We start from the raw sequence: 14,513 nt of genomic DNA, 5'->3' as shown, positions 1-14,513 counted from the left end.
GCACAAGTTTTTTCCGGAGCCATGTCGAAAAGCCCCTGCCCGGTTCGACGTGTTGGTGACTCGGCAAACACAGGAGGAGATCCAATGAGTGCCATTGCGAGGACCGATGCGAGGACCGACCGCGCACGCTGGCTGGCGTTGTCCGTGCTCTGCGTCGGGATGCTGATGATCGTTCTCGACGTGACGATCGTGAACGTCGCGCTGCCGTCGATCAAAGAGGATCTCGGGTTCTCGCCGGGCAACCTGTCCTGGGTGGTCAACGCATACCTGATCGCGTTCGGCGGGCTGCTGTTGCTGGCCGGCCGGCTGGGTGACCTGATAGGTCAGCGAAGGGTGTTCCTGGTCGGGCTGACGATCTTCACCGCGGCGTCGGTGGCCTGTGCCGGCGCACCGTCCCAGGCCACGTTGATCGCCGCCCGGTTCGTGCAGGGCATCGGTGGCGCGCTGACCTCCGCCGTGATCCTCGGCATGATCGTCACGATGTTCCCCGAGCCCAAGGAGCAGGCCAAGGCGATCGGCGTCTACGGCTTCGTCGCCTCCGCGGGCGGCTCGATCGGCCTGCTCGCCGGTGGTGTGCTCACCGACGCGGTCAACTGGCACTGGATCTTCCTGATCAACCTCCCGGTCGGCGTGGTCACCGCGGTGCTGGCGATCCGGCTGATCGAGCCGCGGCCCGGCCTCGGCCGCGAGCGGGGTGCGGACCTTCCTGGCGCGGTGTTGCTGACCGCGGGTCTGATGCTCGGCGTCTTCACGATCTCGCAGGTGGAGAAGTGGGGCTGGACCGCCGTTCCGACACTCGTCCTCGGCGCGGTCTCGGTCGCCCTCGTCGTCACCTTCCTGGTGCGCCAGGCCAGGGTCGCCAATCCGCTGATGCCGTTGCGGCTCTTCAGGTCCCGCGGGGTGGCCGGTGCCAACCTGGCACAGGTGCTGATAGTCGCCGGCATGTTCTCGATGTTCTTCCTCGGCGCGCTGTACCTCCAGCAGGTCCTCGGATACAACCCGCTCGAGGTGGGGCTCGCGTTCCTGCCGACCACCTTCGCCATGGGCTACATGTCGCTTCGGGTGTCCGGCCCGCTGACCCTGAAGTACGGGGTGCGCGCCACGCTCGTCCCGGGCATGCTGCTGATGCTGGCCGGCCTCCTGCTGTTCGCCCGGACCCCGGTGCACGCCGACTACCTGGTCGACGTCGTCCCCGCACTGATCCTGGTCGGCCTCGGCGCCGGCATCAGCCTGCCCGGCCTGACGACCATGGCGATGTCCGGCGTCGAGCCGGCCGAGGCGGGCCTCGCCTCCGGTCTGGTCAACACCAGCGCACAGGTGGGCGGTGCGCTCGGCCTCGCGTTGCTCGCCACGCTGGCCGCCGGGCGCACCACCGACGAGCTCGCCGCCGGCGCGCAGCCTCTCGAGGCGCTGAACTCCGGCTTCCACCTGGCCTACCTGGTGGGCGCGGCACTGCTCGTCGTCGGCATCGGCGTCGTCCTCGCCGCCCTGCGCAAGCCGGCCGCCAGCACCGCGGACGTCCCCGAGAGGGCCGAGGAGGCCGTCCTGGTGGACGCTGCCTGACAAACGGGTGCACGGCGCATCCCGGGCACATCGCCCGGGGTGCGCCGTCTTGCCGGTGCTCAGCAGAGGTGAGCGGCGGCCGCGGCCGAGACGACCGTCCACCGGGTCGCGTAGCCCCCGAGCCCGTGGTCGACGAGGACCTCCCGGCTGCCGCCCGCGGCGTCGCCGCCCGCGATGCGGCACATCTCCGTGCCGGCGTCGATGAACGCCTGCCGGTCCCGTTCGATGACGTCGACGCGCTCTGCCACCTGCCGGATGTAGGCGTCCTCGGCGGCCTTGCTCGGCGAGTCGCCGGCGACGCCGTTGAGAACCACCGTGAGCACGACGGCCACCACGGCGGGGACGAGTGCGGCCGCGATGAAGACGGCGAGGGCGAGCGTGCCTGCCCGCGGTGTGGCGGAGTCCCGCGACGAGTCGGTCACGGTCATGGTGTCGCTTCGGTTCGGCCGGGTGTGTCCGCGCCGCTCCGAAGCCGCCGGCCGCCGGTGGAACCGGAACGTCACTTCCTGATGGTTGAGTCGGCCATACGTTGCAGTCCGGTGCGCAGCGCCGCCGCTTGAGCGGTGTCGAGGCCGTCGAGTAGCGAGTCGTCGGTTTCCCGCGCCAGTGCCAGGGCGCGCCGCCGCAGTTGGTGGCCCGCGGGCGTCAGTTCGATCAGCTGCCTGCGGCGGTCGGCCCGGTCGCGCACTCGCCGTATCGCATCGATCTGTTCCAGCTCGTCGAGCATGTCGACCACCACGCTCGGGGTCACGCCGATCGTCGTCGCCAGCTCGAGCTGTGCCTTGGGCGGACCGGTCAGCAGCTCGAGCACCGCGCAGTGCCGGGGGCGGATGCCCAGCTGGGCCAGCCGATCGGCGAACCGCGCGTTGGCCAGCTGCCCGAGCTTGGACAGCAGGAACGAGATCGTGTTCGTTACCGACTCTTCCGTTCTCACAGAGGTCATGTTAGCGTCGCCATATGATTCGGCTACCGAATGATATGGTTCCCTCAAGAAATGTCCGCGTGTTCGCCACGTTGGTGGCGGTCTCGTCCGCGCTCGCCTCGGGCTACTTCGTCGTGTCCGGGCTGGTGAGTCCGGGCGCCCTCGTGCCAGGTGGCGACGTGGACGCCGCCAGGACGTTCGCCAGCTATCTCGCGGCACGCGGTGTCGTGTTGCTGGGGGCGATGCTCTGGCTGCTCGCGATCCGCGCCTGGCGTCCACTCAGCCTGCTGTTCGCGCTCAACGGCGTGGTGCAGTGCATCGACGCGTTCATCGGCGCGACGCACCACCAGATCCCGGAGACGGTGGGCCCGCTCTGTTTCGCGATCGTCCTACTCGTAGCCGCACGAGCCGTCGTCTCTCGTGCGGCCCAGCCGACCGCCCCCGCAGCCGGCTGACGTCCGGCCGGCTCCCGTCGCCGGACGTGAGCCGGCTATGCCGGCGTGTCCGGTGCGCCATCGCCCGCGGGGCGCACCGCGTCGGTCAGCCCGTGCCGGAAGCCGTCTCGCCAGGTGGACCATGCCGGGCGCCAGTCGAGCTCGCGTTTGGCCTTGTCGTTGGCCGAGCCTCGCGCCTGCGTCATCCATCGCACGGTGACCTGGCCTGCGCCGAGGCGTCCCAGCCAGGTCGGCACGTGCAGCGGTGGTTTGGCACCGACCACCTGCGCGAGGTGGGGCAGCCATTCCGCCACCGGTGCCGGCTCGTCGTCGACGACGTTGTACACGCCGCGGGCACCGCGCTCGACCGCTGCGACGGTGGCCGCGGCCGCGTCGTCGAGGTGGATCCATGACCAGACTCCGGCGCCGTCCCCGATGATCGGCATCCGGCGTTTGCGGATCAGCTCGACGAGTGACTCCGACGCCCCCGGTCCGTAGAAGTTTCCGTATCGCAGCACGATTCCCTCCAGCGGTGCCGCCGGCACCACCCGGTCGAGGAAGCGCAGGCCCGCGAGCGACTCCCGCTGGTTCCTCGCCGGGTGCGGGTCGAACGGATCGTCCTCGGTCTTGACCGGACCGCCCTCGCGGATGTTCGACCAGCCGGTGTAGCTCTGCACGACGAACTTCTCGACGCCCGCCGCCCGTGCCGCGGCCAGGAGATGTTCGGTGCCGGTGGTGCGCAGGCGGTTGGTCGCGGCGAACCACTTGTCGAAGTCGCGCAGGTTCGGCTTGCCGGCGAGGGCGGTCATCTGGTGCACGACGACGTCCGGCCGCGCACGGGCAACCGCCTCGCGGACGGCCGGCGCGTCCAGCCCGTCGACGACCACGGGTTGCGCCCCGAGGTCGCGCAGCTCGTCCTGTTTGGCCGCGCCGCGTGTCGATGCCGTCACCTGGTGCCCACGGCCGGCCAGCTGCGGGATCAGCCGCCGCCCGATCGCCCCGGCGGCACCTGCCACGAAGACTCGCATGGTGCTCACTTCCAGTGTTGACCGATGTCGCTGATGGTCATGGGACGGCGCAGCACCCGCCGGTGTGACAGTTCCTTGACACCGCCTGGCTGCCCGGTCCACCATTTGTCTTTCGGAGATGACAAAACGGAGAGTAACCGGCTAGCGAGTCTCAGCGACGGAGGAAGCTCCCATGAACATCGTGTTGAGGCGCTATCGCGTCCGTCTGGTCACGGCCGCCGTCGCGACGGTGCTGGTGGCGAGTGCGTGCGGCGGGGACGACGGGGGCAGCGGGGACCTCGCCGGCGAGCTGCGTGTGGTGACGAACTGGACGGGGTCTGAGGGGGACGCTTTCCAGAAGGTCATCGACGGGTTCGAGAAGAAGAACCCGGACATCCACGTGAAGGTCGAGCAGGTGCCGTTCGACCAGACGCAGGCGCTGCTCACGCAGCAGTTCGCCCAGGGCGCGCCGCCGGACGTGTCGGTCGCGCTGCCCGGCATCATCCGCACGCTGTCCGGCCAGCACCTGCTGCTCGACCTCGACGACACGTGGGACGGCTGGATCGCCGACGGCGACTATCCCGAGTCGCTCCGCCAGGTCGCCGAGGGCGCCGAGGACGCCACCGAGGCGGTGTACTTCAAGGGCAACGTCAACGGGCTGATCTGGTACGACCCGACCAAGCTCGCGAACTGGGGCATCCAGGTCCCGACCACGTGGGACGACTTCCTCGCCGCGGCCGGCAAGGTCAAGGCCGCCGGGGTCGAGCCGTTCGCGGTCGGCGGCAAGGACGGCTGGCCGCTCACCCAGTGGGCCGACCCGGTGTTGCTGCGGGTCGCCGGCCCCGATGCCTTCCACGACCTGGCCGACGGCAAGATCGGCTGGGACGACGACCGTGTCGTGCAGGCGTTCACGGTGCTGTCCGACCTGATGCGCGACTACTTCCCGAAGAACGCACTGGCCGCCGGGTTCATCGACGCCACCTGCGCGCGGGCCAAGGGCACGTACGCGTTCCAGAACCAGGGCGCGTTCGTCAACTCCATCGCGCCGGCGGAGTGCGACAAGAACATCAAGCCGGGCAAGACGCTTGCGTTCTTCCCGATGCCGGCCTACGACGAGCAGGTGCCGGCGGCCCAGGCGGTCAGCGGCGACCTGTTCATCGGCGCCAAGGCGACCAAGCACGAGGCCGCCACCCGAGCACTGCTGGAGTACCTCGGCTCGGCGGAGGCGCAGACGATCTGGGCCAAGCTCGGCGGCTACATCGCGCCCAACCTGAAGGTCCCGGCCGACGTGTACCCGACGAGCAACGACCAGGCGGCCGCGAAGCTGTGGCCGAAGGGCGACGTCGAAGCGGGCTACGACCTCGACGACTGGATCGGCGGCGAAATCCAGGTCACCTACACCCAGGCACTCGGCCAGCTGGTGCGAGACCACTCGGTCGACAAGTTCGTGACGACGATGAACAAGGTCGACACCCGCGCCGCGAAGTGACGCGGTCATGGCCCAGCAGACCACCACGCCAGCCACGGCCACCCGCATGCCGGCCGGCGACGCCCGGGCCGCTCCCCGCCCCGCGCGCCGCCGGCGCGGCGACCGGGTCGCCTGGCTGTTCGTCGCGCCGCTCGCACTGATCTTCGCCGGGTTCTACCTCTGGCCCGCCGTGCAGACGATCCTGTCCAGCTTCTTCGAGTGGAGCCTGCTCGCCCCGTTCGACCCGCTGGACACCTCGACCTGGTACCCGGTCGGCACCGACAACTACACGGCGGCGCTGTCCAGCGACAGCTTCTGGAACGCCGCGTTCAACTCGCTGGTCTGGCTCATCGTGTTCCCGGTCCTGGTCACCGGTTCCGCGCTGCTGGTGAGCGTGCTGATCTGGCACCTGGGCCGGTTCGCACCGGTTTTCCGGACCGTGTTCATCCTGCCGATGACGATCTCGCTGGCCGCGGCGGGCGTCATCTGGTCCTTCGTCTACAACTCCGACCCCGACGTCGGGCTGCTCAACGCAGTGCTGCGCGTCCTTCGGCTCGACATCGCCTTCGACTTGGGACCACTGCACGTCCGCACCGGCGAGTGGCTCGCCGACATCGGGTCCCTCGACCTCGGGTTCGCCCAGCTGCGGCTGGTGAACCTGGCGCTGATCCTGCCCGCGGTATGGGCGTTCGCGGGGTTCGGCGTCGTCACCTTCACCGCGGGCCTGTCCTCGCTGCCCGGCGAGCTGGTGGACAGCGCGCGGATCGATGGGTGCCGCGCCGGGCAGGTCGTGCGCCACGTCCTCATCCCGCACCTGCGCAAGCCGCTGATCATCACGTACGTGGTGAGCGTGATCTTCGCGCTGCGCACGTTCGACATCGTCTACGTGATGACCGAGGGCGGCCCGGCGCAGGACACGACCGTGCTCGCGCTTCTGCTCTGGCAGCAGGCATTCGCGTTCCTGACCGAACCGCGGGCCGGGGTGGGCGCCGCGATCGCGGTGCTCATGGCGGTGGTCATGGTGTTCCTGGCCTACCCGTACCTGCGCAGCCTGATGGGCGGGGGGAGCGGCGATGAGGCGCGGTAAGGGATCCGCGATCCTGCTGTACGGGTCCGTGACGGCGCTCTGCCTGCTGTGGCTGGTGCCGGTCGCGACCGCGGTGATGATCGCGGCGGTGCCCATCGGGCAGACCAGGAACGGCTGGTGGCACGCGGGCTTCGGGGACCTGACCTTCGACAACCTGGTCGAGGCCTGGCGGGAGGCGTTGTCGGGCTACGCGGTGAACAGCTTCGTCATCGCGGTGGGCTCGGTCGTGCTGACGGTGATCGCCGGGGCGCTCGCGTCCTACGCGTTCGCCAGGCTGCGGTTCGCCGGCAAGCGCGTGCTGTACCTGCTGTTGATCAGCACTATGATCGTGCCGGTACAGATCATCCTCATCCCGCTGCTGCCCTGGTTGCGCACGCTCGGACTGTCCACAGGCGACCTCCAGTTCGTCGGGATCATCCTGGTGCACACCGCCTTCGGCGCCGGCTGGGCGATCTTCATGATGGCCAGCTTCTTCGCCGACGTGCCCGAGGAACTCCTCGAGGCCGCGCGGATCGACGGCGCGCGGCACGGTGACATCCTGCGGCGGATCGTGCTGCCGCTCGCGCTGCCGGGCATCGCGTCCTTCGCGATCATCGACTTCGTCTTCGTGTGGAACGACCTGCTGCTCGGGCTGAGCCTGCTCGACCGCGAACACCAGCCGCTGACCGTGGGACTGGCCAACCTCCAGTCCCCGCACCTCGCGCAGGAGAACCTGGTGGCGGCCGGGTCGATCATCGCGGTGCTGCCGCCGCTGGTGTTGTTCGCCGTGCTGAACCGGTACTACGTCCGCGGGCTGTTCGCCGGAGGTGTCAAGGGATGACCCAGGAGATCACGATCGCGGCGCTCCAGCTCGCCCCGTCTCCCGGCGACGTGGCGGGGAACACGGGCCGCTACCTCGAGGCGCTGCGCGAGCACGGCGAGGCGGCCGACCTGGTCGTCGCGCCGGAGCTGTGCATCACCGGCTACGACCTGGACATGGTCGGCGAGCGGGGGAGCGAGCTGGCCGAGCCGCTGGACGGGCCCGCCGTGACCGCGACCGCGAAGCTGGCCGCGGAGCTGGGCACGACCGTCGTGTTCGGACTGCTGGAGCGCGCCGGCGACGCGCTGTACGACACCGCGGTCGTAGTCACCCCGGCCGGGCCCGTGCATCCGTTCCGCAAGACCCACCTGTACCCGGCCGAGGCCGACCACTTCCTCGCCGGCGACCGACTGGTCACAGTGGACACTCCGGCCGGCACGCTCGGCCCGCTGATCTGCTTCGAGCACGCGTTTCCGGAGATCGCCACCACCCTCGCGCTCGCGGGCGCGCAGCTCCTCGTCATCCCGTCGGCCGTGCCGGTCGGTTACGAGCACCTGCTGGCGCTGCGCACCCGGGCACGGGCACAGGACAACCAGATGTTCGCCGTCGCCGCCAACCTCGCGGGCAACGGGTTCTGCGGCCGCTCGATGATCGTCGGGCCGAAGGGCGAGCCGCTCGCCGAGGCCGGCTTCGCCGAGCAGGCGCTGCGGTGCGAAGTGGACCTCGCCGAGATCGAGCGGGAACGCGCGGGGGAGCCGTCGCTGTCACTGCGGCAGCCGAAGCTCTACCTCGCCGAGTCCGTCACCCGCGAGACCGGCGGCCCGGCCGCGCCGTCGTGAGGGCCTCGGTCACCTCTGGTGCGCTGACCAAGCCGCTCGACACCGGGAACGGTCTGCTCGCGGCATCGTTCGGTGCCGACGGCTCCTGGCTGTCGGTCGGCTGGGTGCACGAGCGGCACGGCTATGCCGAGCTCTCCGGAATGCCGCCGTTCCAGGAGCGGTGGCGTGGCGATCCGGCCGCGGTCCGCCGGTACCGGGCATGGCTGGTCGAGGAGCGGTTCGCCTTCCTGTGGCTCGAAGTCGCGGGCGAGGACGCGGGCGAGCGCACCGCCGGCGTGGACGACGCGGGCCGGCCGGTGTGGCACCGCGGCGGCGAGCGCTGGGCGTGCGACGCCACCGCGTGGGCACCGGCCGGGCGCGCCGAGGTCGTCCAGCGCTACGTCCTCCGCGGCGCCGGCCGGGCCCGAACGGTGTTCCGGTTGCGTGGCCGGCTGGACCGTGCGGCGTTCGCCGAGATCACCGAGGTCGACCCGCCGGACCCGCTCACCGTGCACACCGCCGTGCGGCTCGGGGACGGCGGGGTCACGCTCGACGCGCCCGCCCTGCCCGCCCGGATCCGGGTGTCGGCAAGCCTGGACGGTGGTCCGCCCGGTCGCTGGACGCCCGATCCCGCGGGCGGCGCGCGGTTCGCGGTCACCGGCGGGGCCGAGGTCGTGGTCACGGTCGTGGTCGCGCTCGAGCCCGCCGCCGGGGCACCCGTGCGGGACGAGCACGCCGCGCTCCCGGTCGTCCCAGGCGCGTGCCCGGCCCTGAGCCGGATCACGCTCGGCGCACTGCGCTACGTCCGCGGCTGCACCGCCACCGCCGCCGGCGCCATCCTCACCGACCACCGGCTGCTCCCGCTGAGCTGGACCAGGGACGCGTACTACCAGGCGCGGTTGCTGCTCGCCGCGGGCGCCACGACAACCGTCGCCGACCACCTGCGCTGGCTGTTCTCACGAGCCCGGGACCCGGACGGGCGGTGGGCGCGCAGCCAGCTTCCAGACGGGCGGACGAAGGACCGTGCGCTGCAGGCGGACCAGCAGCTGTACCCGTTGCTCGAACTGGCCGACCACCGCGCGGCGACCGGTGGCTGGCCGGCTCACCCCGAGACCGGGCGGGCCGGCACTGCCTGGGGCCCGCAGGTCGAGCAGGTGTGGCGGGTGCTGCCACGCGCGGGCCCGGACGGGATGCTCGCCAGCGAGGAGAACCCCGCCGACGACCGCGCCGGTCTGCCCTTCCTGCTCTCCACGCAGATCCTCTACTGGCACACCGCGACGCGGCTCGCTGCCTGGGCGGCCGAGTTGGGCGTGGAGCACCTCGAGCTCGGCCGGGTTGCCGACGAGCTGTGCTCGGCCGTCCACCGGCGTTTCACCCACGCCGGCCCGTTCGGCTCGCAGTGGGCCTACGAGGTCGACGGAACCGGTGGCCACCGGCTCTACCAGGACGCCAACGACCTACCGACCGCCTTCGCCCCGCTGTGGGGGTTCTGCGCCGCGACCGACCCGTCGTGGGCGGCGACGATGCGGTTCGCGTTCTCCCCGCACAACCCCGGGTACGTCGCCGGCCCGTTCGGCGGTCTGGGCTCGGCGCACACGCCGGGCACGTGGTCGCTGGGCGACGCGCAGGAACTCGCCGTCGCGCTCGCCACGCACGACCGCGCCAGGCTCGCCGACGTGGTCCGCCGTCTCGCCGCGGTCGCGGGCGTCGACGGGATGCTGCCGGAGACCTACGACCCGCACAGCGGCCGGTGGCGCGCCCGCCACTGGTTCGCCTGGCCGGCCGCGGTGATCGGCACGCTGCACCTCGAACACCTCGGGCCGGGCGGGCCGGCGGCATAATGATCCCGGCGTGTCGAGCCGATAGGGGTGGTGCGTGCACGGAGCGATCGATCCGAGCCGACCGCTGCCGGTGTACGTGCAGCTGAAGACGCTGCTTCTGGAGCAGATCCTGCGCGGCCGGTATGCGCCTGGCGCGCGGCTGCCCACCGAGCACGAGCTGTGCGAGACCTACGGGATCAGCCGCACCCCGGTCAACCGGGCGCTGTCCGAGCTCGCCGAGGAGGGCGTGGTGCTCCGGCACCGCCGCCGCGGCTCGTTCGTCAATCCACATTGGAGCGCGGGCGCGTCGTCGACCTCCGAGGTCCGGGTGCTGGTGCCGGACGGCCGGTGGGAGGAGCTGATCCGCGAGGTGGCGCCGAACGGGATGGCGCTCAACATCGCCACCGTCGACCTCGCCGACCTGCACCACTTCCTCGTCCACGCGATCGCGGAAGGACGCGCGCCCGACCTCGCCGTGATCGACTCCGTGTGGACGCGCGAGTTCGCCGAGTCCGGTTTTCTCGCCCCGCTCGACGAGCTCGACCCCGGCTGGATCCGCGAGGAGTACGAGACCGACTTCCTCGAGCCGTTCCGCTCGGCGAACCGCTACGAGGGGCGACCCGTCGCCGCGCAGGCCGAGGCGGACGTCGCCGGCCTTTGGTACCGGCGTACCGACCTGGACGCGGTCGGCCTGCCGGTGCCACGGACCTGGGACCAGCTCGCCGAGGTGCTGCGCGTGCTGCGCGGGCGGGGCGGCCACGCGCCGCTCACGTTTCCCGGCGGCTCGCGCGGCGGCGAGACGACGACGTACTGCCTGCTCGCGCTGCTGGCCGCGAACGGGTCGACGGTGGTCGGGCGGGACCGGATCACGCTGCGCACCGACCGGACCGTGGAGTGCCTCGACTTCCTTCACCGGCTCGTGGCCGAGGGCCTGGTCGGCGGCGACGTCGTGTCGTACGAATGGGACCGGCCGATCCGCCAGCTCGCGCACGGCCAGGCGAGCCTTGCGCTCGGCGGCAGCTACGACGCGGTGGCCCTCGCGGCGGCGGCGTCGCTGCCCCGGGACCGCCTGCTCGACGAGTTCGGGTTCGTCAGCGTGCCCACCGGCCCGCACGGCGTCGACACCACGCTCTCCGGCGGCATGGCCTACGCGATCTTCCGCCAGGCGCGGAATCCGGGCTCGGCGATGCGGCTGCTCCGCGACGTCGTCTCCACGGGCGCACAGGTCACCATGTCGCGTACGACCTGGCAGCTCGCGTCCCGGGAGTCGGCGGTGGCGCGAGTCAGTGAGGAGTCGCCCTTCCTGCGCACGACCGGCCGCATGCTGGCGGGCGCCACCGTGCGCCCGGCCACCGCCCAGTACGCCAGGGTTTCCGCACAACTGCAGGCAATGCTGGAGGCCGTGCTGGTCGGCCGCCTCGATCCGGAGTCCGCATGCAGCCGCGCAGCGGAGATGATCAACGCGATCACCGGGCTACCGGTAGCCGGCTGACCCGCCGCAGCCAAACGGAGAAGTCGAACGCGCGTAAGCCACAACCGAATCGGCTCCGCACGAGACCGACGAGAAGTTCGAATTCCGGCCGCACGCGCCGATATCGATTCCCGACGGTGAGCGGTGATCGTCGGTACCAATTGACACGACCACCGCAGCCACAACGACCCTCCGGATAGCTACTGGAGGGACGCGCAGCCATGAACCGTAACCGCATCTTTGCCTTGATAGCCGTCGCCGTCGCCGGTGCGTTCGTCGCCGTCGCCATAGTTGTCGGACCGAACCAGATCGCTGGCAGACCCACCGCCCATGCAGCGGATCCCGTCGATGTCGTGGCGACTTCCGCACAGCCGCCGACCGATGAGCCAGAACCTCTTGATCTGGACGATTTCATCGCCTCGCTGAAGGTCACGGACAAGCAGTGCTTCGGCGACGTCGGATGCAACGTCACGGTCGAGCCCCGCTTGGAGTATGTCCACGCCATCGACACGCTGGAGGACCGGTCCTATTCGGTCACGATAACGATCTCCGGCGACGAGTCCGGTCCCGTGATCACCACGATCGACGGAACGGGTGAGTCGTACAACGTGGCCCCGGTCTTCCTGTCCACCCGGGGCACGGGTGTGACTCCGAAGGCGAAAGTGACGGCAGTCCAGGAGTTCTGAGGTCCAATTCGGAGTCAGCCACGAGCGCCTTGGAAAAGAGTTCCACGGACGCAGAACGGCCCGCCGGTGATGATCACCAGCGGGCCGTCTGACCGCTATCTGGTGGGCGATACTGGGATTGAACCAGTGACCCCTACCGTGTCAAGGTAGTGCTCTCCCACTGAGCTAATCGCCCGAGGCGCAGGCGGGAATCGAACCCGCGTACAGGGCTTTGCAGGCCCTTGCCTAAGCCACTCGGCCACTGCGCCGGCTTGCCCGAGCTTAGGGGCTCGGCCTGAGGGGCGTCGGCTGGTTTCGGCCTATGGGATGGCCGACCCCTCTTCGAGCGGACGACGGGACTCGAACCCGCGACCCTCACCTTGGCAAGGTGATGCGCTACCAACTGCGCTACGTCCGCAGAACCCACGCTGTTCCAGGAAGTTCCCGTCCCCCGTGGTGCGAGCGGAACTCTATCCGACCCCGCCGCCGTACCTCAAACCGGGGGGTCAGGTCAGGTCCGTGGAAATGAGGTGGGTCAGGGCCTCGTCGACGTCCACCCAGAGGTGCTCGTTGCCCGGCACCACGACGTCATACGTCCGGTCCAGGAAGTCGGCCAGCTCCTGTGCCGACGCCTCGAACACCGCGTGACCGGAAGGGGAGCTCAGCTCGATGACGACGACCTCCGGGTCGTCCACCGCGGGCCGGATGCGCACGTCACCGTTGCCGGCCTCGGCGATGAGGCCGTCGGCCAGCAGGTCGCGGGCGAAGACCCACTCGACCCACCCTGCCCGGCCCGTGCGAAACGCCGCGACGACCGCGTACGGGTCGCGCGTGTCGTACCGCAGCTCGACCTTCACCGGGACCGCAGGGGTCCGCGGGGCGAGGAGGTCGAATACCGCCGTAGAGCGGAGCGTGACGTGGTCGTTGCGCATCGTCGCTACCCTTCTCTCCCTTCCCAGTCCCCTTGAACGACTGAGTCCCTACTGTGTGACGGCCGAATCGCCTCTCTTGGTCATGTGTTGGTCGCACTTCACCCGGTTGGGGCATGAAGTACAGCACAACGCGCGACCATCACGACACTCCGTACAAGAAGTCGTCCGAAGCCTCACCCATGTTGACGAGACTTGGTTTCAACTCGGTAGCGCCTTGACTAGAGCACGGGTTGTGCCAACTGGGAACTTACCGCAGCCTGCCCGTTTCGGAACGGCCATTAGTAGGAGACACGCGAAAAGCCCTCGCGGCACAAGGCAACACGAGGGCTTTCGAACGCGTGGGCGATACTGGGATCGAACCAGTGACCTTTCCGGTGTGAGCGGAACGCTCTCCCGCTGAGCTAATCGCCCCTGCGATGGCAGAACCCTACCGGATCCGTTTCGCCTCTCCACACCGGGTTCCACCAGTACGATCGCGCGGTGCTCCGACCCGTCCTGGCCCTCGCGGCCGCCTCCGCGCTGCTGTGCGGGGGCTGCTCCGGCGACGACTCCGGGGACTCCGACGAGACCGGTCTGCGGTCCGCCCTCGGCCGGGTCGCCGCCACCGACGACACGCGCGAGTACGTCGAGTACGGCGACGTCGCACTGCTCACCAAGCTCGCCGCCGGCCGCGACGGCCGCCGCTACCTCAACCTCGTCGGCTACGGCTTCAGCCCGCTCGCGCCGACCTACCGGCTCATGGCCGACGAGCTGCACTTCGACCCGTCGAAGATGGACGGTGCCGTGGTCGCGGGCCAGCCGCCGAACCACGCCGGCGTCCTCTGGGGCGACTACGACGTGGACGCCCTCGAACGCGCCCTCGCCGACCGTGACATCCCCGCCGAGACCGACGGCGGCGGCAAGCGCTGGAAGAGCGCCGACGACCGCGAGCTCGACGTCGACGGCCCGCTCACCGGCATCGCCCGCACCAGCGAGCTCAACGACATCCGCACCGCGCCCGGCACCTTCGCCTACTCCTCGGCCCGGGCCGGCCTCGACGCGGTCAGCGAGCCCGGTGGCGACACGCTCGCCGACGACCCGCTCATGCGCCGCCTCTCCGGCTGCCTCGGCGACGCCGCGGCCGCGGTCCTCACCGCGCCGGTCGAGGGCGATCCCATCGCGTACGGCGTCGGCGTGCGGCTCACGCTCGCCGGCGAGGCCACCGAGGTCGCCTGCCTCACGCCCCACGGCAAGCCAAGCGAGCTGCGCGACCACATCGAGCAGCAGCTCAAGGACGGCAAGGCGCCGTCGACCCGGCAGAGCTGGGACGAGCTGCTGCCCGGGGCCGAGGTCGAGCTCGTGGAGCTCGGCACCGTCGTGCGGATCGAAGCGAAGACCGGCGACGGCGCCCCGCTGGGCCGGGTCATGCAGATGCTGCTAACCCACGACCTCGCCGCACTCGCCGGCTCGTAGGCGAACCGGCGGCTGAAACGGCGGCTGAAACGGCGGCAGAAACGGCGGCAGACGCGACGGCGGGCCCCCCGTTGA

14 protein-coding genes and 4 tRNA genes are annotated in these 14,513 nt (G+C 70.5%); 10 read left to right on the top strand and 8 right to left on the bottom strand.

Going from position 1 to position 14,513, the window contains the following annotated elements; all coding sequences use genetic code 11:
- The first annotated feature begins 84 nt into the window (after positions 1–84).
- Positions 85–1,563, top strand: coding sequence for an MFS transporter (locus VH969_RS31480; RefSeq protein WP_331980953.1), 1,479 nt, complete (start codon positions 85–87; stop codon positions 1,561–1,563).
- 59 nt (positions 1,564–1,622) lie between these two features.
- Here the strand turns inward: VH969_RS31480 and VH969_RS31475 are convergent, their stop codons facing one another.
- Positions 1,623–1,991: a hypothetical protein gene (locus tag VH969_RS31475; protein ID WP_331980951.1), complete on the bottom strand. Its 369-nt coding sequence runs from the start codon at positions 1,989–1,991 to the stop codon at positions 1,623–1,625.
- A 71-nt stretch (positions 1,992–2,062) separates the two neighbouring features.
- Positions 2,063–2,497 (bottom strand): MarR family winged helix-turn-helix transcriptional regulator, encoded by a 435-nt coding sequence (locus VH969_RS31470; RefSeq protein WP_331980949.1) that lies wholly within the window; start codon positions 2,495–2,497, stop codon positions 2,063–2,065.
- 68 nt (positions 2,498–2,565) lie between these two features.
- Between VH969_RS31470 and VH969_RS31465 the strand changes: the two genes are divergently transcribed.
- Positions 2,566–2,940 carry a hypothetical protein gene (locus VH969_RS31465; protein ID WP_331980947.1) on the top strand — a complete coding sequence of 125 codons (375 nt, stop codon included), beginning with the start codon at positions 2,566–2,568 and terminating at the stop codon, positions 2,938–2,940.
- Positions 2,941–2,975: 35 nt separating this feature from the next.
- Here VH969_RS31465 and VH969_RS31460 read toward each other — a convergent pair whose 3' ends face one another.
- Entirely contained in the window at positions 2,976–3,947 is a 972-nt protein-coding gene (locus tag VH969_RS31460) for an NAD-dependent epimerase/dehydratase family protein (RefSeq protein WP_331980945.1), read from the bottom strand.
- 172 nt (positions 3,948–4,119) lie between these two features.
- Between VH969_RS31460 and VH969_RS31455 the strand changes: the two genes are divergently transcribed.
- The 7 genes from VH969_RS31455 to VH969_RS31425 all read left to right on the top strand — a co-directional run bounded on the left by VH969_RS31455 (position 4,120) and on the right by VH969_RS31425 (position 12,075).
- The gene (locus tag VH969_RS31455; RefSeq protein ID WP_331980943.1) at positions 4,120–5,415 is read left to right on the top strand and encodes an extracellular solute-binding protein; all 1,296 of its coding nucleotides are present in this window, start codon (positions 4,120–4,122) and stop codon (positions 5,413–5,415) included.
- 7 nt (positions 5,416–5,422) lie between these two features.
- Entirely contained in the window at positions 5,423–6,481 is a 1,059-nt protein-coding gene (locus tag VH969_RS31450) for a carbohydrate ABC transporter permease (protein WP_331980941.1), read from the top strand.
- Positions 6,468–7,301 carry a carbohydrate ABC transporter permease gene (locus VH969_RS31445; protein WP_331980939.1) on the top strand — a complete coding sequence of 278 codons (834 nt, stop codon included), beginning with the start codon at positions 6,468–6,470 and terminating at the stop codon, positions 7,299–7,301. The genes VH969_RS31450 and VH969_RS31445 overlap by 14 nt, the downstream gene beginning before the upstream one ends.
- The gene (locus VH969_RS31440; protein ID WP_331980937.1) at positions 7,298–8,119 is read left to right on the top strand and encodes a carbon-nitrogen hydrolase family protein; all 822 of its coding nucleotides are present in this window, start codon (positions 7,298–7,300) and stop codon (positions 8,117–8,119) included. Before VH969_RS31445 ends, VH969_RS31440 begins: the two co-directional genes overlap by 4 nt.
- The gene (locus VH969_RS31435) at positions 8,116–9,939 is read left to right on the top strand and encodes a glycoside hydrolase family 125 protein (protein WP_331980935.1); all 1,824 of its coding nucleotides are present in this window, start codon (positions 8,116–8,118) and stop codon (positions 9,937–9,939) included. Before VH969_RS31440 ends, VH969_RS31435 begins: the two co-directional genes overlap by 4 nt.
- A gap of 34 nt (positions 9,940–9,973) precedes the next feature.
- Positions 9,974–11,410, top strand: a complete 1,437-nt coding sequence (locus VH969_RS31430; protein WP_331980933.1) for an extracellular solute-binding protein — start codon at positions 9,974–9,976, stop codon at positions 11,408–11,410.
- Between the two features lie 200 nt (positions 11,411–11,610).
- The gene (locus VH969_RS31425; protein WP_331980931.1) at positions 11,611–12,075 is read left to right on the top strand and encodes a hypothetical protein; all 465 of its coding nucleotides are present in this window, start codon (positions 11,611–11,613) and stop codon (positions 12,073–12,075) included.
- Positions 12,076–12,175: 100 nt separating this feature from the next.
- On the opposite strand, the gene VH969_RS31420 is transcribed toward VH969_RS31425, so the two are convergent.
- The 5 genes from VH969_RS31420 to VH969_RS31400 form a co-directional block, all read right to left on the bottom strand.
- A tRNA-Val gene (locus VH969_RS31420) sits at positions 12,176–12,250 on the bottom strand.
- 1 nt (position 12,251) lies between these two features.
- Positions 12,252–12,323, bottom strand: a tRNA-Cys gene (locus VH969_RS31415).
- A 76-nt stretch (positions 12,324–12,399) separates the two neighbouring features.
- Positions 12,400–12,472 (bottom strand) — tRNA-Gly (locus VH969_RS31410).
- A gap of 88 nt (positions 12,473–12,560) precedes the next feature.
- Complete coding sequence (locus VH969_RS31405) at positions 12,561–12,986, bottom strand: SsgA family sporulation/cell division regulator (RefSeq protein ID WP_075123646.1); 426 nt, start codon at positions 12,984–12,986, stop codon at positions 12,561–12,563.
- Positions 12,987–13,325: 339 nt separating this feature from the next.
- Positions 13,326–13,397: transfer RNA gene (locus VH969_RS31400), tRNA-Val, on the bottom strand.
- 69 nt (positions 13,398–13,466) lie between these two features.
- Here VH969_RS31400 and VH969_RS31395 point away from each other — a divergent pair.
- Positions 13,467–14,438: a hypothetical protein gene (locus VH969_RS31395; protein ID WP_331980928.1), complete on the top strand. Its 972-nt coding sequence runs from the start codon at positions 13,467–13,469 to the stop codon at positions 14,436–14,438.
- The last annotated feature ends 75 nt before the right edge of the window (positions 14,439–14,513 follow it).

The organism is Actinophytocola sp., assembly GCF_036555685.1.
Lineage (GTDB): Bacteria > Actinomycetota > Actinomycetes > Mycobacteriales > Pseudonocardiaceae > Actinophytocola.
The sequence above is the reverse complement of the archived record's forward strand: the minus strand, read 5'-3'. Positions and strand labels throughout refer to the sequence as shown.

What these genes read in the sequence shown, in the direction of transcription:
- VH969_RS31480 (WP_331980953.1), top strand. Translation starts at nt 85, where the DNA reads ATGAGTGCCATTGCGAGGACCGATGCGAGGACCGACCGCGCACGCTGG.
- VH969_RS31475 (WP_331980951.1), bottom strand. Translation starts at nt 1,991, where the DNA reads ATGACCGTGACCGACTCGTCGCGGGACTCCGCCACACCGCGGGCAGGC.
- VH969_RS31460 (WP_331980945.1), bottom strand. Translation starts at nt 3,947, where the DNA reads ATGCGAGTCTTCGTGGCAGGTGCCGCCGGGGCGATCGGGCGGCGGCTG.
- VH969_RS31455 (WP_331980943.1), top strand. Translation starts at nt 4,120, where the DNA reads ATGAACATCGTGTTGAGGCGCTATCGCGTCCGTCTGGTCACGGCCGCC.
- VH969_RS31450 (WP_331980941.1), top strand. Translation starts at nt 5,423, where the DNA reads ATGGCCCAGCAGACCACCACGCCAGCCACGGCCACCCGCATGCCGGCC.
- VH969_RS31445 (WP_331980939.1), top strand. Translation starts at nt 6,468, where the DNA reads ATGAGGCGCGGTAAGGGATCCGCGATCCTGCTGTACGGGTCCGTGACG.
- VH969_RS31440 (WP_331980937.1), top strand. Translation starts at nt 7,298, where the DNA reads ATGACCCAGGAGATCACGATCGCGGCGCTCCAGCTCGCCCCGTCTCCC.
- VH969_RS31425 (WP_331980931.1), top strand. Translation starts at nt 11,611, where the DNA reads ATGAACCGTAACCGCATCTTTGCCTTGATAGCCGTCGCCGTCGCCGGT.
- VH969_RS31405 (WP_075123646.1), bottom strand. Translation starts at nt 12,986, where the DNA reads ATGCGCAACGACCACGTCACGCTCCGCTCTACGGCGGTATTCGACCTC.